Below are 19,370 nucleotides of genomic sequence, written 5' to 3' on the forward strand. Positions count from 1 at the left end.
AAGAGTGCTTATGCACTCTTTTTTATGACTTAAACTTTCTAAAGCTCTATCTTTAAAATAAATAACTCATTCAATATCAGAATCTTAAAAATTAAAGATATATCTTAACTTGTTTTAAGATAAATTAAGATATATCTTAATATTTATAATTTGAGCAATACGAGAAAAATAAAGATGAAACACGCATCCGATCATCACGAAAGCGAACGTGATCTCCAGCATAGAGAACATCACCGTTCTGGTCGTCGTGGGCGTCTATTCGAATCTGGCAGAATGAAACTGTTGGTGCTGCATCTTATTCAGCAAAGCCCAAAGCATGGTTATGAAATTATTAAAGAAATTAGCGATCTGGTCGGCGATGGTTATTCACCCAGTGCAGGCACGATTTATCCAACCTTGACTGCATTGGAAGAAATGAATTGCATCTCATTACTCGATGCTGAACGTAAGCAATATCAAGTCACCGAATATGGCGAAACTTATCTAAAAGAACAGCAAGAGATGCTGCTGGCGCTCCTGCAAAAATTACGCTTGAGACGTGAAATTCATAACAATGATCAACTGATTGATATCCATCGTGCTATGGAGAACCTTAAAACTGCATTGCGTTTAAAGCTGAATGTTGCTGATCTAAAGCCTGAGCAAATTCATCAAATTGCAGAACATATTGATCAGGCCGCGATTGCCATTGGGCGGTTATAAGGCGGGAGCGAAAGCTGTTAGCGCGACAGCAGAAAATCAAAAGGGCGCAATTGCTGCATTCATTAGACGTTGTATTTAACCAAGATCAAGTTGACCTGATGCAGGTCGGAATTAAAGAGAGTGCTTAAGCATTCTGGAGCATAGCGATGAAACAACATCAATATCATGTGACAGTCCAACACTTAAAAGATAACAAAGGGCAAGCCTCAACCTATACCGAACGTCTGGAATTCTATACAGGCAATCATGATGACATTTTCGAGATTGTTGAGCGTTTAAAGAAGGGCGAGTTCTTTGATGATCAAACCACTAAGTCATTTGCAGTTGGCTTAAAACTGTTTAGTGAAGTCATGCTAGAACATCGAGATCATCCACTATTTGAAGATTTCTGTCCGCACTTTGGTCAATTTATGAAGAACCTAAAACAGCAAGTGAAAAATTCAGCATGAATATTTCCAGCTTTGAATTGAGTCTGATCTATTGAAAACGTCCAAACCATTCATCCGTAAATTACCTGCTCAATATGCGGCATGGATTATCCCGCTCATCTTGTCTTGCCTGATGAGTGGCACTTTATCTTTTGCAAATCTGTTGATGAACTTCGGTTTTTCAACAGCATTGATCAATCAATGGCTGAGCACATGGATGGTTTCATGGGTGATTGCCTATCCGCTGGTTTTGATTTTCTTGCCTTTGGTGAGGCGATTGACCAGCCTGATTGTGGAAATGCCACCTCATTAATACTTGAATAAACATGCGGTGGGATTGTCTCATGAATGGCACTCTGCGTATTACCAAAAGACTATATTGAATGAGGTGGGTGTTGTTAAGATCAATAAAACAACTCATTGCAATAGCATAGGTAAAAGAGAGCAAAATCATGAGCAATAATAATGACTACGATATTTCTGACTCAAAAGACTGCGAAACGTATATCAATCAATTTATTCAGGAATTTACCATTCGCTCAGCGGAAATTGGCAAAGGAACTGTCATCAAACGTGCGTTACCCAGCCGTCATAAGCGCCTAGTTGGCGCATGGTGTTTCCTTGATCATGCAGGGCCTGTGAGCTTTCCTGCTGGCGATGGGCTTGATGTTGGGCCACATCCACATATTGGTTTACAGACCTTTACGTGGATGATTGAAGGCACCATGATGCATACCGATAGTCTGGGTTCAAAACAGTTGATTCGTCCAAAACAAGTCAACTTGATGACTGCGGGTCGAGGTATTTCGCATACTGAAGTAGCACCTGATAGTGAAACTAAAATGCATGCGGCGCAGCTCTGGATTGCCTTGCCAGATGATAAGCTCAATATTGACCCTAAGTTTGAGCATTATCCAGAATTACCTGTGGTCAGCAAAGATCAGGTTGAATTTACGGTATTGGTCGGCGATTTCTTGGAAACAACATCACCTGTCCAAGTGCATACACCGTTAGTCGGTGTCGATTTAACGGCACAAGCCGATACCAAAACCCGTATTCCATTGAATCCAAATTTTGAATATGCCTTTATGGCTTTGGAGGGAACAGCGCGTGTGAATGGGCATGAACTTACAGCCGATAACATGGTGGTGCTTGAAACTGGATTGACTGAAATTGAGGTTGAGTTAACTCAAGGTCATCGTTTGCTGTTAATTGGAGGTGAACCATTTGAGTCTCCAATCTTGCTGTGGTGGAATTTTGTCGGACGTACCATGCAAGACTTGCAGCAGGCACGAGAAGACTGGATTAATCATGATGCACGTTTTGGTGAAATTCCTGATTATCAAGGCAAGCGCTTAGAAGCTCCAGTATTACCAGACCAGATGAGGGCTTCAAAATGAGCATCATTGCCAGTAGCAAAGTCCTGACCTTAGCTGAACCTTGGAAGGGTGAGGTGAGTAGTGGTACACATCAGTTCCTCACTGATAAGCCTGAGCAGTTTGGGGGACATGATACAGGCCCAGCGCCGTATGATTTCCTGACCGCGAGTCTGGCTTCATGTACCATGATCACCTTGCGTATGTATGCGCAGCATAAGGGAATCGATCTGGGTGAATTTACAGTTGAGGTTGATTTTCATACCAATCGCGAGCAGCAGGAGCGTATAGAACGTCGAGTTGTGTTCAAACAAACTGTTGCACAAGACTTGCAAGAAAAACTTCTCAATGTCTGTAGCAAAACACCAGTAACTAAAACTTTGTTACGTAGTTTAGACATTCACACCATGATTCTTTAAGACTAAAGTGCTATTGTGCTGGGGCAAAACATAATTCTAAGTGCAATTGTGAGAGGGACCTAAAATCGCAATTGCACAGCAAAAAAGCAGGCACAAAAATGATTACCTTACATTATCTACAATGCTCACGTTCGTTCCGCATCCTGTGGGCATTAGAAGAACTTGGGATTGATTATCAGGTTGAGTATTATCAAAGGTTGCCGAGTTATGGCGCACCTGAGAGCCTCAAGAATATTCATCCTTTAGGTAAAGCCCCGATTTTGGTAGATGATCAAGAGGTGATTGTTGAGTCTGCTGTGATTCTGGATTATTTGCAGCAAGAATATGATTCACAACAGCTATTCAAACCACAATCAGCCAAAGAACAGCGGCAATATGCTTACTGGATGCACTATGCAGAAGGCTCTTTAATGCCTTTATTGGTCATGACTTTGGTGATGAATAGTGTCAGCAAACATGTACCTTGGGTGATTCGTCCGATTGCCGAAAAAATTACAGGTGGTGTAAAAGCAGGTTTTGTTCGTCCACGGGTGAAAGAACATATTCTGTACCTTGAGCAATATTTATCAGAACATGATTATTTTGCGGGAGATTTTTCCTTCGCAGATATTCAAATGGCATTTCCATTAATTGCGATTCAAAACCGTTTGCATGGCAAATATCCGAATATTCAGGCCTTCGTACAACGTGTACAGCAACGTTCTGCATTTCAAAAGGCAGAGCAGAAAAGCTTGCATTCGCAGTGTGCCTAAATCTGAATAATAAAAAAGGGAGCAACTCGCTCCCTTTTTTATTAGATATCCAGTTAGTGTTTGATCACGATTGAATCAATGCCACTATGTTGTAAAGTTTGTTGAGCTGCAAGCGCCGACTCTTGGCTATCATAAGGGCCAGAGAAAACGCGATACCATGTCTGCCCATTTTCAACACTTTTCACCACATCCGCAGACAAGCCATTCAAGATGATTTCTGCACGACGTGCATCGGCACTATCAGGATCAGGATAGCTGCGTACTTGTAAAATGTAGGTTGCGCGTGTGGGTGCAACAGGTTCACTTGGGGTGAGGCCCGCTGGATCTTCTGCTGTGGTGGTTTCAGGTTTTGGTGACTCAATAATTACAACATTACCTTGTTGCTTGGTCTCTGGCACCGCCTGTTCAGGAATCGGTGTGACTTGTTGCTGAGGGAGCAAATCATAGAAACGGTAGTCTTTATTGGTATTTTCTTCTTGGTAATGCTCGGAAGTAACCTGATTTTTGGTTGGGACAGGTTGCCAAGGCTGCCAAAGCATCAGCATGACAGCCGCACATAGGATCGCAAGAATAGCGACAAGCATTCCTAACCACTTCGGAATGAGCGGTTTTTTAGGCTTGTTTGGTCGTTCAGATACACCACGTTGCGTTTTTCCAAACACCGGAAATTCCTCTTGATCCTATTCGTTTATTTGTAACTTGAATTTACTTAAAAACAAAGCATTATGTTTAAAAATAATGCTTTGTTTACCATATTGTTTAACAATGATGGCTTAAGTTTACATGGCTTTAAGCTTTGCTGATTAAGGTTCACCTCAGGTATAGCCTAGCCATGTGTGAAGCTATCATTTCACTTATATTGCATGACTACTTCGGGCATAGCCCTCCGTCTTGCGACGATGTGCAAAGCGATGCTTTGCTGATTACATCGTCTCAGGAGCGGATACACCGAGCAATTCTAAGCCATTGCGTAACACTTGCTGTACGTTGATTGAAAGTAATAAACGCGCTTGTGTCAGTGCAACATCATCGCCCAATACTTTATGTTCATTGTACCAAGCATGGAACAGGGCAGCTAACTCTTTGAGGTAGTTACCAATCTGATGCGGTTCATAGGCATTGGCTGCACGTACCAGAATATCTGGATAAGCGGCAAGTTTAGACAAGATCTCGGTTTCAGCATCGAGTTCTAAACGGTTGGCATGTTCGCGTGCTGCGCTTAGGTCTAAATTAAGACCTGTTGTCGCTGCTTTTTCTAACATACGGCAAATACGTGCATGGGCATATTGGATGTAATACACCGCATTGTCTTTGCTTTGAGAAACTGCAAGATCAAGGTCAAAGTCAATGTGTTGCTCAGATTTACGCATCACATAGTAGAAACGGGCAGCATCGTTACCCACTTCCTTACGCAAGTCACGTAAAGTCACGAACTGACCTGAACGAGATGACATTTGAACCATCTCACCGCCACGCCATAAGCTCACGAACTGAACTAAAAGTACAGTTAGTTTCTTCGAGTCATAACCCATTGCATCAATGGCAGCTTTTACACGTGAAATATAACCGTGGTGGTCTGAGCCCCAGATATCAATCAGGTCAGTATAGCCACGTTGTAACTTATTCAGATGGTAAGCAATGTCAGATGCAAAGTAAGTGGTTTGACCATTACGACGTTTTACAACACGGTCTTTTTCATCACCAAATTCAGTTGATTTAAACCAGATATTGCCATCTTTTTCGTAGAGGTAACCACGTTGATCTAGCGTTTCAAGTGCTTCATCAATCTTGTCAGTTAATGAATCTTCGCTGAACCATTTGTCGAAGGTTACACCAAAGTCAGCAAGGTCATCTTTAATATCATCCAGAATGGCATGTAAAGCTGCCTGATGGAACACGCGATAAGCTGCGCCCAAGTGTTGTTGCGAGTTCGCAATCAAACCATCAATGTGCTTTTCTTTATCGCCTGAAAGCACAACTTTATTGCCTTCAGCATCAAGTTCTTCAGCATATTGCACATCTTCTGGTACATCTTTATAGATGTCAGCAACGGCACGAACGTGTGCATCGCCATCTTTATCAATAATTTCTTGTGCGATTTCTTTAACGTAGTCGCCTTGATAAGCATTTTTAGGGAAAACCAGTGTTTGCCCAGTCAATTCTAAATAACGTAAATAAGTTGAAGTCGCCAAGATATCCATCTGACGGCCAGCATCGTTGACATAGTATTCGCGATCAACTTTTGCACCCGTTGCTTCGAGTAAGTTCGCAACGGTCATGCCATACGCTGCACCACGGCCATGACCGACATGCAGGCTAGAAGTTGGGTTTGCAGAAACGAATTCGACCTGAATTTTTTTAGTCGCATTGGCTTGGCTACGACCATATTCATTTTTTTGTGCCTGAATCTGGTCGAGCACTGCATAACGTTGGTCTGCATTTAAAAAGAAGTTAATAAAACCAGGACCTGCAATTTCTGCTTTGGTAATGTCAGCGACTTCTGGAAGTGCTGCCAGAATTTTTTCAGCAAGATCACGTGGTTTCATGCCTGCGGCTTTAGAACCGATCATGGCAATATTTGAAGCAAAGTCTCCGTGACTTCGGTCTTTGGTACGGGTTAAATGGCTCGTGTTGGTCCAATCTGAAGGGAGTACACCTTGCTGTTGCAGGGTTTGTACCGCATGATCAAGAGCTGCTTGTATTGCCGTATTCATAGTTACCGAAAATAAATGTCGCGGAAAAACGTCAAATATAGCAAACTTTGCAGGCTTAAGGGGAGAGTGATTTAGCTGGAATTCACATATTCCGGTAAATCTTTTGTCAGTTCTTGTTTTTGTGGTTTTGGGATGGATGCTATGCCATTGAATAACATAGCATCTTTCGATTTTTTAATCTTCTAAAACCTGTTCCAGCAATTCATCGCTTGGCGCAAAATAATAAGCGCCGTCGATTGCAGTGGTAAAATGCAATAAGCGGTCATGGATGCCATCTCCAGCTGTTCCAAACATGCGCTTAAGCATTTCATCAATGATGCTTAAATTGTTGGTATAAGCCACAAAGAAAAGTCCTTGTTCGCCTTTACCATCTCCATAAGGTAGGCTGTGACGCAAGATTTCCATTTCTTCGCCTTCATCATCTTCAACGACTGTACGCGCGACATGTGAGTTTTCTGGTTTTACGTCATCATCGAGTTCAATCGATTCAAGTTTGGTACGACCAAATACATGTTCTTGCGCATCCACTTTGAGCTGGCGCCATTTGACTAGGTCATGCGTATAGCGCTGAGCAAAGATAAAACTGCCATCTGCAAAAGCACCCGCTTCTTCAGGAAGTAAGGCTGCCTCAGCACGATCATCAGGGAATTGTGGATTCTCTGTTCCATCAATAAAGCCTGTCATGTCGCGACCGTCAAAGAAACGGAAGCAGGCACGCTCATCCAGCACTTCAACTTTATCCTGAATGCCAGTAAAGAAGGCCTGACTCATGGCAAAGCAGATATCTGCACGCGCACTGGCAATATGAATAAAGACATCAGCTGGCACCACTGGCATGTTAAATGCGCCACTTTGAGGGTCAAGTTGCTTAAACCCTTCAGGTGTTTGTGCATAAAGTTTTGCCCAAAGTTCAGGACCAAAGGCGATTGCTGTTTTGATCTGGTCATTGGGATGTTGAGTGATTAAACGATCACGCGTTGAAAGTAGAGCTTCAATCTGTTGTTTTAATTCGGCAATGCTTAGGTCTTTTAAACGTAACACAATAAAGCGTGCATGATCAGAAGGTAATGGAAGAATGACAGATTGCGCAGTCATTAAAATCTCCTTAGTGTTTAAGGGATAAAAAAAGAATTATTGTGCCTGATGTTAGGAGAGCTGAGTAGCTTATTTATGCAATTTTGTTGCCTAAAAAAGCATCGTAACTTGCCAATAAAACAGTATAATTCACCTTTTCGTTTTTGATGCTGTGGTTATGTCTTTGCAGGTTTGGTTTGCTTTTATGTTGGCGTGTTGGGTGATTAGCATCTCGCCGGGCGCAGGCGCAATTGCATCTATGTCGAGTGGTCTCAATTATGGTTTTCGGCATGGCTACTGGAATGTGATTGGCTTACAGATCGCATTGATGATTCAATTCTTGATCGTGGCCGCAGGGGTAGGGGTACTGTTTGCGACAACACCGTGGGCTTTTCAGGCGGTGAAATGGTTTGGTGTCGCTTATCTGATCTATCTGGCCTATAAGCAGTGGACAGCACCCATTCAAACGATTGAGATTCAGCAGGAACAATATCAATCGGCTTTCGCCTTAATCTTGAAAGGCTTTGTGGTGAATATGAGTAATCCGAAAGCAATTGTCTTTTTGCTCGCTGTTTTGCCTCAGTTCCTAGATCTGAACCGACCACAGTGGCTGCAATACCTGATTATGGCGATCACGATGGTGAGCATCGATCTGATTGTGATGGCGGGATATACAGGACTGGCATCGAAAGTACTCAGGCTGTTGCGCTCACCCTCACAGCAAAAGTATTTAAATCGTGGTTTTGCTGTGATGTTTAGTGGCGCGGCACTGTTATTAAGTGCGATTCAACAGTCAAGCTAATGGCTGATTAGGCAGATTGAGCTTGGCTTTTTAATTTTTGTACCAGGAAAATAGTGGCAAAGCAGAGTGCCATACATAAAACAATGCTTAAGCCCGTCGAAATATTGAGCGCCGCACTCGACCAGAGACCGACCGTCACACCGAATTGAGCCAGTACAAAGGCCCAGATCACCATTTGTTTTGGAGAATGGGCCAGTAGGCGAGCGCTCAGCGCTGGAATCACCAGCAAAGCACCCATCAATAATGAACCCACCGCACGTAATGCCAGTACCGTAAATAATGCCAGTAGCAACATAAAGATTAAACGTTGCCAGTTGGCGCTGACGCCTTCACTCATGGCAATATCTGGATCAATGGCAATTTGAATCTGCGCTGACCATGAACGATAGAGTACGATCAATGCTGCCGCAATGACGACCGCAAACATAGGTAAATCAGTCCATTCAATGCTGAGCAGATCACCAAACAAATAGCTAAGCAACTCTGGACGCAAGCTTGGTACCTGTTGAATCAACAGTAGGCCAGAACAGAGCAGGGTGGCAGAGCTTAAAGCCAGCAATGCATCATTCGGCAAGCGCGAGTCGTGTAATACCCAGAGAATCGCCACCAATAATAATGCCAGACAGGCGACACCTAACCAGAACGGTAAATTGAGAATTCCAGCAATTGCGACGCCGAGCAGGGTGCCATGTGCCATGGTATCGGCAAAGAAAGACATTCTGCGCCAAAGCATTAGGCAACCGAGTGGTGCGGTCAGGAAAACCAGCAGTGAACCCATGATCCAAGCAGGTAAGAGGAGTTGTAACCATTCCATCATGGCTTAGACCTTCGGCTCAGGGTGAATATGTGGGCGTGGATCATGTGTGCAAGGCTCGGCATGATCGCTGTGACCGCAGTGGTTGTGATGATGCTGATAGAACATCCGTTGCGTACCAAAAATGGCCTGATACTCGGGGTGTTGCTGAATACTTTCAGGTAAACCGCTACAGCAAATGTGTTTGTTCAGACAGACGACACGATGAGTTCCTTGCATGACCCATTGCAAATCATGCGAGACCATCAAGACGGCACAGCCATAACGTTCTGGCAGGCTACGTACATATTCGTATAGTTCTGCTTCGGACTGGATGTCCAGACCTTGCATGGGTTCATCCAGCACCAGAATATCTGGTTGACGTAATAAGGCTCTCGCAAGTAAAACCCGTTGCCGTTCGCCACCAGATAGTTGCTGTACTTTAGATGACTGTAACTTCTGGATGCCCGTATCGCGAATGATTTCTGCACGAAGCGATGCTTCGCAAACTTCCAGATCCAGTAAGTCCTGTACACGCAAGGGTAGACTAGCAGAAGGATTAAACTTCTGTGGTACGTAAGCCAGCTTTAATTTTTTTGAGAAATGTATTTTGCCTTTAGTCGGTGACATGATCCCGAGCAGGACTTTAATTAAAGTTGATTTACCTGCACCATTGGGACCGATCAGCGTCACAATCTCTTTTGCTTGTAGCGAAAAATCGACATTTCTCAAAATATCCCGTTCATCAAGTCGAACCGAGATACCCTCCAGTTGAATAAGTGGAGTGCTTATTGAAGTGTGCTGCACTGATGACATTTTCCAGAAATTTCAATAATGCTATGTTGAGCAGAAAACTGGTCTGAGGCAGCAAGTTGATCAAGTTGTTGGATCAGTCCCTGAGCGGAGGCTTCTTTTACAGAATGACATTCAGTGCAAATCAAAAATGCAGCCTGATGTCCTTCGCGTGGGTGGCAACATGGAATATAGGCATTAATAGATGTTAAGCGGTGAATCAGACCTTTTTCTAACAAGAAATCTAAAGTGCGGTACACCGTGGGTGGCGCAGCAGGTCGATCTGCCTGACCTTTTATTTTAGCCAGCAAGTCATAAGCACCCATTGGTGCAGAGGCATTCAAAATGAGTTCAAGGACTTCTTTACGTAAAGGTGTTAGGCGTGCGCCAGTCGCAGTACATAAAATTTCTGCTTCAGCAAGTCGCGCTTTAATATCGTGATGACCGTGAACACCATGTAAAGCATTGTCATGTTCATGTGAACAAGAACTCATAGATTGACCTCATTGTTTTTGTAGAGTCTATTGATTCTTCACTGGCACAGAATGGCTCGCTGATGTCTCAATAGCCCTGCTATCATAACATGCAATTTATGATAACTATCTATATAAGTGAAGCGCACGACGGATAGTGCGGCAAATCTGAAAATAGACATAGGTATTTTGCAACTTTTGTTATATTATAACATGCTTCGCCAAATTGAGTAATATTGTGATGTCCCGCCTAATTGTTCTCGTCTTGTTTTCAATGTTAAGCACATGGGGCTGGACACAAAGCTTGGTGGTTTCAACACATCCAATTTACCTGATTGCGAAAGAAGTCACGGAAGGGGTGGAAGAACCTGTTCTTTTGTTGAAAGACCAAAGTGGTCATGATGTACAACTAACACCTGCACACCGTAAGGCGATTCAGGATGCCTCTCTCGTTATCTGGTTAGGCAAGTCGCATGAAGCGCCTCTCGAAAAGATGTTGAACCAGAACCGTAAAGCGATTGCGCTATTAGACTCGGGTATTTTAACCGTCTTGCCACAGCGTAACCTGCGTGGTGCATCTTTGGCGAACACAGTGGATAGCCATGTCTGGTTAGAACCAAATAATGCCGTACGTATTGCCTTCTTTATTGCAACTTTACGTTCACAACAACATCCAGAAAATAAAGCCAAATATCTTGCCAATGCCAAAGCATTCTCACAACAAATGTTGCAGGCATCACAACAATATGAAAGCTCAAGCAAGGCCAAAAACTATTGGTCTTATCACGATGCCTATCAGTATCTAGAAAGAGCGTTAAATTTAAAATTTGCGGGCGCTTTGACCGATGATCCACATATTGCCTCGACAGCAGCGCAAATTAAGTACTTAAGAGACAATCGTCCGCAGAATAAAATGTGCTTATTGGCCGAAACGACAGCAAGTTCGAGTCAGTACCAAAAAATGAACCCAGTAGTTTTCCAACCCGTCGATGAAAGCATGCGTGGTGAAGACGATTTTGTAACAGCGTGGAAAAAATTGGCTTCAAAAACCGATAAATGCGTAATAAGTGCACAAAATTGATGAAAAAAATAAAAATCAATTGACTCTAGCGTCAAAAAATATGGTAACGAAAAAACCAGACTTAAGTCGAGAAAAGATTGCATGTTCAGGGGTGTAACTCTATAATGCCTGCGATTCGAAACGATCATGATTAAAACTTGTCAAGCAGTTCTGCTGTAAGTGGGTAAAAAATGAGCCAAACTAGTCGCATGATTGACCGACGATTAGCAAAAGCTTTGGTCTTCTTACAAGCATGTATGATTCCCGTTGCCGCTTTACTGGCATGGGCAATGAAAGACACAACTGCTGCTTTGAGTGCTGCGCTTGGGGCTTTGGTATGTTGGTTGGCACATTGTTATTTTGCTTGGCAGTCGTTTAGAACGGCAGGCGCAAGAGCATCAAAACAAGTCATGCTGAATATGTACCGAGGGATGCTCGGTAAGTTTGCGATTGTGATCGTGGGTTTTATATTAATTTTGAGCAATGTTAAACCGCTGTCACCGGTTGCATTGTTTTGTGGATTTATTCTCGTACAAGCGATGTCGTGGGTCGCGCCATTTTGGGTGGCACGTCTACAAAAACGAGTTTAAGACACATTTTAAGATTTTTGGAAGTAGAAGCGGAATCATTGCCATCCGCACGATTCGTTTCTCTTCTTTTTAATGATTGACATTGACCAGGTGTGATTTATGGCTGCTGAAGAACATGCCCTGACTTCGACCGAGTATATCAAGCATCACTTGACCAATATGACCTATGGCAAAATGCCTGACGGTACATGGAAATTGGCTGAGACTGCTGAAGAAGCTCAATCGATGGGGTTCACTGCAATTCACTTGGATTCAATGGGTTGGTCTATCGGACTTGGTGTGATTTTCTGTTTGATGTTCTGGATCGTTGCGAAAGCTGCTAACGCAGGTGTTCCAACGAAATTCCAGTCAGCAATCGAAATGATTATCGAGTTTGTTGACTCAAGTGTTCGTGATACTTTCCACGGCAAATCACGCTTAATTGCGCCATTGGCATTAACCATTTTCGTGTGGATTTTCCTCATGAACTTAATGGACTTAATCCCTGTTGACTGGGTTCCGTATCTAGCTCAACAAATTGGTGCAAGTGTGTTTGGTATGGACCCTCACCACGTGTATTTCAAGATTGTTCCATCTACTGACCCTAACATTACTTTAGGTATGTCTTTGTCAGTATTTGCCTTGATCTTGTTCTACAGTATTCGTGAGAAAGGGATCGGCGGTTTCGTCGGTGAATTGGCACTTAACCCATTCAACCCAAGTAACAAATTTGCAAAAGCGTTATTGATTCCAGTGAACTTAGTTTTGGAATTAGTAACTTTCCTTGCTCGTCCAGTTTCGTTGGCTCTACGACTGTTCGGTAACATGTATGCGGGTGAGTTGATCTTCATCTTGATCGCATTATTGCCGTTCTGGATCCAGTGGGCGTTATCTGTGCCTTGGGCTATCTTCCACATTCTCGTAATCACGCTGCAAGCATTTATCTTTATGATGCTGACCATCGTTTACTTGAGCATGGCAAGCGAAAAGCATTAATGGTATTGCCTAACTGTCACCTGATGGTTGGGCTTAAATTTTAGTTTAATTTGGTAATAACCTAACCTCTGAGGAATTTTTCATGGAACTCACTTTAGGTCTAGTTGCAATTGCATCTGCTATCTTGATCGCTTTCGGTGCTTTAGGTACTGCGATTGGTTTCGGTCTTTTAGGTGGTCGCTTCTTAGAAGCTGTTGCTCGTCAACCAGAATTGGCTCCACAACTTCAAACTCGTATGTTCTTAATTGCGGGTCTTCTTGATGCTGTGCCTATGATCGGTGTTGGTATTGGCTTGTTCTTCATCTTCGCTAATCCATTTGTAGGTTAATAGCTTAATTCCTAAATCCACATATTGAGGAATAGCGAAATGAATATCAACCTCACATTGATTGGCCAAGCGATTGCATTTGCGTTTTTTGTCGCATTCTGCATGAAGTTTGTTTGGCCACCACTAATCAATGCGATTAGTGAGCGTCAGCGTAAAATCGCTGATGGCTTAAATGCTGCTGAAAAAGCAAAAGCTGACCTTGCTGATGCGCAAGCACAAGTTAAGGCAGAATTAGACGCAGCAAAAGCACAAGCGGCTCAATTGATCGAACAAGCGAACCGTCGTGCAGCACAATTGGTCGAAGAAGCGCGTACCCAGGCATCTGCTGAAGGTGAGCGTATTCGTCAACAGGCGAAAGAAACTGTTGATCAAGACATCAATTCTGCTCGCGAAGAATTACGTCAACAAGTTGCTGCTTTGGCAGTTGCTGGCGCAGAAAAAATTCTGAACCAACAAGTTGACGCAGAAGCTCATAATGCCATGCTGAATCAGCTGGCTGCTAAACTTTAAGCGAGGCGAATATGGCTGAACTCTTGACGTTAGCACGCCCGTACGCCAAAGCAGCATTTGCTTATGCATCTGAGCAGAATGCAACTGACGCTTGGTCAAATGCGTTACAACTGCTCGGTGCTGCGGTGCAAGACGAAGCATTTTCCGCTTATTTAAATCGCCCTGAGCTGACTCCTGCGGAACAAGTAGGTCTTTTTGCAAAGGTTTTAGGTGAAGATCAATCACAATCAGTGTCTAACTTTTTGACATTGCTTGCGGATAACGATCGTTTGGTTTTATTGCCTGAAATCGCTGCAGAATACGAATTACTTAAATCGCAGAACAACAACACGTTGGAAGTAGAGATTGAATCTGCTTTCCCAATGGATGCGACACAAGAGCACATTTTGGCTCATGCGCTTGAAAAACGTTTTAACAGAACCGTTCAGGTTACTGTCAACGTTAATCCAGCGTTAATCGCAGGTGTTGTGATTCGTGCAGGCGACCAAGTGATAGATGACTCTGCGCTTAACAAGCTTGAAAAAATGCGGACTCGTCTTCTTGCCTAACAGCAAAAAGACTGAACTTAAAAAAGATTGAGGAATAGCGCAATGCAACAACTGAATCCATCCGAGATCAGTGCGCTCATTAAACAGCGTATCGGCGATCTGGACACCAGCGCGACCGCTAAGAATGAAGGTACCATCGTCATGGTATCTGACGGTATCGTGCGTATTCACGGTCTTGCGGATGCAATGTACGGTGAAATGATCGAATTCGACGGCGGCTTATTTGGTATGGCACTGAACCTAGAACAGGATTCAGTGGGTGCCGTTGTTTTAGGTAACTACCTAAGCCTTCAAGAAGGTCAAAAAGCTCGTTGTACAGGTCGTGTATTAGAAGTTCCGGTTGGTCCTGAACTTCTTGGCCGTGTCGTAGACGCTTTGGGTAACCCGATTGATGGTAAAGGCCCTATTGATGCAAAACTTACTGATGCTGTTGAAAAAGTAGCACCAGGTGTAATTTGGCGTCAGTCTGTCGACGAACCTGTTCAAACTGGTTATAAATCAGTTGATACCATGATCCCTGTAGGTCGTGGTCAGCGTGAGTTGATTATTGGTGACCGTCAAACTGGTAAAACAGCAATGGCGATCGATGCGATCATCGCTCAGAAAAACTCTGGCATTAAATGTGTATACGTTGCGATTGGTCAAAAACAATCAACAATTGCAAACGTAGTACGCAAGCTAGAAGAAACTGGCGCTATGGCGTATACAACTGTTGTCGCAGCTGCGGCCGCTGATCCTGCAGCAATGCAGTATTTAGCTCCGTACTCTGGCTGTACAATGGGTGAATACTTCCGTGATCGTGGTGAAGACGCGTTAATCATTTATGATGATTTGTCTAAGCAAGCTGTTGCTTACCGTCAAATTTCATTACTTTTACGTCGTCCACCAGGTCGTGAAGCGTATCCAGGTGACGTATTCTATCTTCACTCGCGTCTTCTTGAGCGTGCTTCGCGCGTTTCAGCTGATTATGTTGAGAAATTCACGAACGGTGCAGTAACTGGTCAAACTGGTTCTTTAACTGCATTACCGATCATTGAAACTCAAGCTGGTGACGTATCTGCATTCGTACCAACGAACGTAATTTCGATTACTGACGGTCAGATCTTCTTAGAAACATCATTATTCAACGCAGGTATTCGTCCTGCTGTGAACGCAGGTATCTCGGTATCTCGTGTTGGTGGTTCTGCGCAAACTAAGATCATCAAAAAATTGTCTGGTGGTATCCGTACCGCTCTAGCGCAATACCGTGAATTGGCTGCGTTTGCTCAGTTTGCTTCTGACCTTGATGAAGCAACTCGTAAGCAACTTGAGCATGGTCAACGTGTAACTGAGTTAATGAAGCAAAAACAATATGCTCCTTACTCAATCGCTGACCAGGCTGTATCTGTTTATGCATCTAACGAAGGCTATATGGCTGACGTAGAAGTGAAGAAAATCGTAGACTTTGATGCTGCGTTAATCTCTTACTTCCGTTCTGAATATGCTGCGTTAATGCAACAGATCGATGAAACTGGTGATTACAACAAAGACATCGAAGCAGCAATCAAATCAGGTATTGAGAGCTTCAAAGCGACTCAAACTTACTAAGTTTATCTTTAGTTAAGTTTGGTTCACGGATCAACCTTCGGAAGCTCGAAAGAGCTTTCGAATACTAGGTTAAGCGTATGGCAAATTTAAAAGAAATTCGCGCCAAAGTAGCTAGTATCAAGAGCACGCAAAAGATTACTCGCGCGATGCAAATGGTAGCTGCTTCGAAAATGCGTCGTGCGCAAGAGCGCATGGCTCAGGGCCGTCCGTATGCCGATAATATGCGCCGTGTAATTGCTCACTTGGTACAAGCAAACCCTGAATACAAACATCGTTATATGGTTGAACGCCCAGTTAAGCGCGTTGGCTATATCGTTGTATCTTCAGATCGTGGCTTGGCGGGTGGCTTGAACATTAACTTGTTCAAGAAAGTTGTGCAGCATGTCAAAGCACAACAACAGCAGTCAATTGAAGTTGAATTTGCTTTGATTGGTCAAAAAGCGGTTTCGTTTTTTAAGAATTACGGCGGTAAAGTGCTTGGTGCAACGACCCAACTTGGCGATGCGCCGAGTTTGGAACAGTTAACAGGCTCAGTACAAGTAATGCTTGATGCATTTGATAAAGGCGAACTAGATCGTATCTATCTCGTTTCAAATGGCTTCATCAATGCAATGACTCAGCAGCCTAAAGTAGAACAACTTGTTCCTTTAGCACCGGCAGAAGAAGGCGATGACCTCAACCGTACTTATGGTTGGGACTATATCTACGAACCAGAAGCAGAAGAATTGTTAAATGGTTTGTTGGTTCGCTATATCGAGTCTATGGTTTATCAAGGTGTGATTGAAAACGTTGCATGTGAGCAGTCAGCTCGTATGGTCGCGATGAAAGCAGCGACAGACAACGCAGGACAACTGATTAAAGACCTACAACTCATTTACAACAAGCTGCGTCAAGCCGCGATTACTCAGGAAATTTCCGAGATCGTTGGCGGTGCCGCTGCCGTTTAACATTATTAAGTTTGAATTGAGGAGACAGCAATGAGTAGCGGTCGTATCATTCAGATCATCGGCGCGGTTATCGACGTCGAGTTTGAGCGCAATAGCGTTCCTAAGATCTATGACGCTCTCCAAGTTGACGGTACTGAAACTACTTTAGAAGTTCAGCAACAGCTTGGCGATGGTGTTGTTCGTACCATCGCAATGGGTTCTACAGAAGGTCTTAAACGTGGCCTTAATGTAACTAGCACAAATGCACCGATTTCTGTTCCAGTAGGTCCAGCGACACTTGGTCGTATCATGGACGTATTGGGTCGCCCTATCGATGAAGCAGGTCCTGTAGCGACTGAAGAGCGTTTGCCGATTCACCGTCAAGCACCTTCTTATGCTGAACAAGCAGCTTCGACTGACCTTTTAGAAACTGGTATTAAAGTCATCGACTTACTTTGCCCGTTCGCGAAAGGTGGTAAAGTTGGTCTGTTCGGTGGTGCCGGTGTTGGTAAAACCGTTAACATGATGGAGTTGATCAACAACATCGCGAAAGCTCACTCAGGTTTATCTGTGTTTGCTGGTGTTGGTGAGCGTACTCGTGAAGGTAACGACTTCTATCACGAAATGAAAGATTCTAACGTTCTTGACAAAGTAGCAATGGTCTACGGTCAGATGAACGAGCCACCAGGTAACCGTTTACGCGTAGCGTTAACTGGTTTGACTATGGCTGAATACTTCCGTGATCAAAAAGACGAAAATGGTAAAGGTCGTGACGTATTATTATTCGTCGACAACATCTACCGTTATACACTTGCGGGTACTGAAGTATCAGCATTGTTAGGTCGTATGCCATCTGCAGTAGGTTACCAACCGACACTTGCAGAAGAAATGGGTGTTCTTCAAGAGCGTATTACGTCGACTAAATCTGGTTCGATCACATCGATCCAAGCAGTATACGTACCTGCCGATGACTTAACAGATCCATCGCCTGCAACAACGTTTGCTCACTTGGATGCTACAGTTGTATTGAGCCGTGACATCGCATCTTCTGGTATTTACCCAGCGATCGATCCACTTGACTCGACTTCACGTCAGTTAGACCCATTAGTGGTTGGTGCTGAGCATTATGAAATTGCACGTTCTGTACAGAACGTATTGCAACGTTATAAAGAGCTTAAAGACATCATCGCAATCTTGGGTATGGACGAGTTAGCAGAAGAAGATAAATTGGTTGTTTACCGTGCGCGTAAAATCCAACGTTTCTTCTCTCAACCGTTCCACGTAGCTGAAGTCTTTACTGGTGCACCTGGTAAATTAGTACCACTTAAAGAAACGATTCGTGGCTTTAAAGGTCTATTAGCTGGTGAATACGATCACATCCCAGAACAAGCGTTCTATATGGTTGGTGGTATTGACGAAGTGATTGCTAAAGCCGAGAAACTTTAATTAGCAACTCTAATTTAAGGAGATTCTCATGGCGACTATGCAATGTGATGTTGTAAGTGTTAAAGAGTCGATTTACTCTGGACAAGTTACGATGTTAATCGCAAAAGGTGCGGGCGGTGAGCTTGGTATTTTACCAGGACATGCGCCACTCGTAACTTTGCTCCAACCGGGCCCGATTCGTGTTCAGTTGGAAAATGGTACAGAAGAAATCGTTTATGTATCAGGCGGTGTGTTAGAAGTTCAACCTCACGTTGTGACCGTGCTTGCAGATACTGCAATTCGCGCTGACAACTTGGATGAAGCTGCAATTATGGAAGCTCGTAAACAAGCTGAAGCATTGTTAGCCAACCAAAAGAGTGATTTGGACTCAGCTGCGGCATTGGCATCTCTTTCAGAGATTTCAGGCCAGCTTGAAACAATTCGTAAAATCAAAAACCGCGCGCTTTAATTATTGCAGGTTCGAGATTGAAAAAAGCCACCGTCAGGTGGCTTTTTTTATTTTGATGTCTTGAATAATTATAAATTTTCTATAAATTACCACGCATATTTAGAATTATTAAACCAAAGAGTAAAAATCATCATGAAAATGATAAAAAGTCTTCCATTATTCATCGCTATGGCTTTTGTGGGGTGTGCATCGGTACCACCAGCGAACAATCAACTGAACGAACAAGCCAAGAAACTTGCAGCCCCTTCTGAGGGTAATGCCGCAATTTATGTTTATCGTTCAAATAGTGTTGTGGGTGCGGCACTCAAGAAAGATGTATGGGTAGATGGGGAGTGTTTAGGTGAAACTGCTCGTGGCACATTTTTCTTAAAGGAAGTTTTAGGAAATCAAGAGCATACAATCTCGACTGAATCAGAATTTTCACCTAATCATTTGGTACTTAAAACAGAACCAGGTAAAAATTACTTTGTTCAACAATCGATCAAAATGGGTGCATTTGTTGGTGGTGCAAATGTGAAACAGGTTGATGATGAAACTGGGAAAAAAGCAGTGAGTGAATATAAACTTGCACAATCTGGTAAATGCAGCAAACCAACGATTACGCTCGATAAAAAGTAAAAAATAAAG

The 19,370-nt window shown here is 43.3% G+C and carries 24 protein-coding genes; 18 read left to right on the forward strand and 6 right to left on the reverse strand.

Annotated elements, in window-relative coordinates:
- Positions 1–174 precede the first annotated feature (174 nt).
- The 6 genes from PJ15_RS17920 to PJ15_RS17945 all read left to right on the forward strand — a co-directional run bounded on the left by PJ15_RS17920 (position 175) and on the right by PJ15_RS17945 (position 3,677).
- Positions 175–702: a PadR family transcriptional regulator gene (locus tag PJ15_RS17920; protein ID WP_005255696.1), complete on the forward strand. Its 528-nt coding sequence runs from the start codon at positions 175–177 to the stop codon at positions 700–702.
- Between the two features lie 146 nt (positions 703–848).
- The gene (locus PJ15_RS17925) at positions 849–1,151 is read left to right on the forward strand and encodes a DUF3861 domain-containing protein (protein ID WP_047433104.1); all 303 of its coding nucleotides are present in this window, start codon (positions 849–851) and stop codon (positions 1,149–1,151) included.
- Between the two features lie 31 nt (positions 1,152–1,182).
- Positions 1,183–1,443 (forward strand): DUF2798 domain-containing protein, encoded by a 261-nt coding sequence (locus PJ15_RS17930; RefSeq protein ID WP_047433106.1) that lies wholly within the window; start codon positions 1,183–1,185, stop codon positions 1,441–1,443.
- A 139-nt stretch (positions 1,444–1,582) separates the two neighbouring features.
- Positions 1,583–2,530 carry a pirin family protein gene (locus PJ15_RS17935; RefSeq protein ID WP_004773256.1) on the forward strand — a complete coding sequence of 316 codons (948 nt, stop codon included), beginning with the start codon at positions 1,583–1,585 and terminating at the stop codon, positions 2,528–2,530.
- Positions 2,527–2,925: an OsmC family protein gene (locus PJ15_RS17940; protein ID WP_047433108.1), complete on the forward strand. Its 399-nt coding sequence runs from the start codon at positions 2,527–2,529 to the stop codon at positions 2,923–2,925. Before PJ15_RS17935 ends, PJ15_RS17940 begins: the two co-directional genes overlap by 4 nt.
- Positions 2,926–3,023: 98 nt before the next feature.
- Positions 3,024–3,677 carry a glutathione S-transferase family protein gene (locus tag PJ15_RS17945; protein ID WP_047433111.1) on the forward strand — a complete coding sequence of 218 codons (654 nt, stop codon included), beginning with the start codon at positions 3,024–3,026 and terminating at the stop codon, positions 3,675–3,677.
- 53 nt (positions 3,678–3,730) lie between these two features.
- Here PJ15_RS17945 and PJ15_RS17950 read toward each other — a convergent pair whose 3' ends face one another.
- The 3 genes from PJ15_RS17950 to PJ15_RS17960 form a co-directional block, all read right to left on the reverse strand.
- Positions 3,731–4,339 carry an SPOR domain-containing protein gene (locus PJ15_RS17950; RefSeq protein WP_047433113.1) on the reverse strand — a complete coding sequence of 203 codons (609 nt, stop codon included), beginning with the start codon at positions 4,337–4,339 and terminating at the stop codon, positions 3,731–3,733.
- Positions 4,340–4,600: 261 nt separating this feature from the next.
- Positions 4,601–6,391, reverse strand: coding sequence for an arginine--tRNA ligase (gene argS, locus PJ15_RS17955; protein WP_047433115.1), 1,791 nt, complete (start codon positions 6,389–6,391; stop codon positions 4,601–4,603).
- A 174-nt stretch (positions 6,392–6,565) separates the two neighbouring features.
- Positions 6,566–7,486 (reverse strand): Dyp-type peroxidase, encoded by a 921-nt coding sequence (locus PJ15_RS17960; protein ID WP_004773248.1) that lies wholly within the window; start codon positions 7,484–7,486, stop codon positions 6,566–6,568.
- A gap of 157 nt (positions 7,487–7,643) precedes the next feature.
- Between PJ15_RS17960 and PJ15_RS17965 the strand changes: the two genes are divergently transcribed.
- Entirely contained in the window at positions 7,644–8,267 is a 624-nt protein-coding gene (locus PJ15_RS17965) for a LysE family transporter (RefSeq protein ID WP_047433118.1), read from the forward strand.
- A 7-nt stretch (positions 8,268–8,274) separates the two neighbouring features.
- On the opposite strand, the gene znuB is transcribed toward PJ15_RS17965, so the two are convergent.
- The 3 genes from znuB to PJ15_RS17980 are packed head-to-tail and all read right to left on the reverse strand — an operon-like array spanning position 8,275 to position 10,346.
- Entirely contained in the window at positions 8,275–9,084 is an 810-nt protein-coding gene (gene znuB / locus PJ15_RS17970) for a zinc ABC transporter permease subunit ZnuB (RefSeq protein ID WP_004773244.1), read from the reverse strand.
- A gap of 3 nt (positions 9,085–9,087) precedes the next feature.
- On the reverse strand, positions 9,088–9,876 hold the full coding sequence (gene znuC, locus PJ15_RS17975; protein WP_004773242.1) for a zinc ABC transporter ATP-binding protein ZnuC: 789 nt from the start codon (positions 9,874–9,876) through the stop codon (positions 9,088–9,090).
- Positions 9,849–10,346 (reverse strand): transcriptional repressor, encoded by a 498-nt coding sequence (locus PJ15_RS17980; RefSeq protein WP_004773240.1) that lies wholly within the window; start codon positions 10,344–10,346, stop codon positions 9,849–9,851. The genes znuC and PJ15_RS17980 overlap by 28 nt, the downstream gene beginning before the upstream one ends.
- Positions 10,347–10,566: 220 nt before the next feature.
- Between PJ15_RS17980 and PJ15_RS17985 the strand changes: the two genes are divergently transcribed.
- From PJ15_RS17985 to PJ15_RS18035, 11 genes are all read left to right on the forward strand, one after another.
- A complete protein-coding gene (locus PJ15_RS17985; protein ID WP_047433119.1) occupies positions 10,567–11,406 on the forward strand; it encodes a metal ABC transporter substrate-binding protein in 840 nt (279 codons plus the stop codon).
- Between the two features lie 170 nt (positions 11,407–11,576).
- On the forward strand, positions 11,577–11,975 hold the full coding sequence (locus PJ15_RS17990) for an ATP synthase subunit I (protein ID WP_004773236.1): 399 nt from the start codon (positions 11,577–11,579) through the stop codon (positions 11,973–11,975).
- Positions 11,976–12,074: 99 nt separating this feature from the next.
- Positions 12,075–12,950 (forward strand): F0F1 ATP synthase subunit A, encoded by an 876-nt coding sequence (gene atpB, locus PJ15_RS17995; RefSeq protein WP_004773235.1) that lies wholly within the window; start codon positions 12,075–12,077, stop codon positions 12,948–12,950.
- Positions 12,951–13,032: 82 nt separating this feature from the next.
- Complete coding sequence (atpE, locus tag PJ15_RS18000) at positions 13,033–13,278, forward strand: F0F1 ATP synthase subunit C (RefSeq protein ID WP_000424060.1); 246 nt, start codon at positions 13,033–13,035, stop codon at positions 13,276–13,278.
- A gap of 39 nt (positions 13,279–13,317) precedes the next feature.
- Complete coding sequence (locus PJ15_RS18005) at positions 13,318–13,788, forward strand: F0F1 ATP synthase subunit B (RefSeq protein ID WP_004773233.1); 471 nt, start codon at positions 13,318–13,320, stop codon at positions 13,786–13,788.
- Positions 13,789–13,799: 11 nt separating this feature from the next.
- Positions 13,800–14,336, forward strand: a complete 537-nt coding sequence (locus tag PJ15_RS18010) for a F0F1 ATP synthase subunit delta (protein ID WP_004773231.1) — start codon at positions 13,800–13,802, stop codon at positions 14,334–14,336.
- Between the two features lie 42 nt (positions 14,337–14,378).
- Positions 14,379–15,923, forward strand: coding sequence for a F0F1 ATP synthase subunit alpha (atpA, locus tag PJ15_RS18015; protein ID WP_004773229.1), 1,545 nt, complete (start codon positions 14,379–14,381; stop codon positions 15,921–15,923).
- Positions 15,924–16,000: 77 nt separating this feature from the next.
- A complete protein-coding gene (gene atpG, locus PJ15_RS18020; RefSeq protein WP_004773227.1) occupies positions 16,001–16,870 on the forward strand; it encodes a F0F1 ATP synthase subunit gamma in 870 nt (289 codons plus the stop codon).
- Positions 16,871–16,900: 30 nt separating this feature from the next.
- Entirely contained in the window at positions 16,901–18,295 is a 1,395-nt protein-coding gene (gene atpD, locus PJ15_RS18025) for a F0F1 ATP synthase subunit beta (protein WP_004656517.1), read from the forward strand.
- 28 nt (positions 18,296–18,323) lie between these two features.
- The gene (locus tag PJ15_RS18030; protein WP_004773226.1) at positions 18,324–18,743 is read left to right on the forward strand and encodes a F0F1 ATP synthase subunit epsilon; all 420 of its coding nucleotides are present in this window, start codon (positions 18,324–18,326) and stop codon (positions 18,741–18,743) included.
- A 132-nt stretch (positions 18,744–18,875) separates the two neighbouring features.
- Positions 18,876–19,361, forward strand: coding sequence for a DUF2846 domain-containing protein (locus PJ15_RS18035; protein WP_047433122.1), 486 nt, complete (start codon positions 18,876–18,878; stop codon positions 19,359–19,361).
- Positions 19,362–19,370 lie beyond the last annotated feature (9 nt).

The organism is Acinetobacter sp. neg1, assembly GCF_000788125.1.
Lineage (GTDB): Bacteria > Pseudomonadota > Gammaproteobacteria > Pseudomonadales > Moraxellaceae > Acinetobacter > Acinetobacter vivianii.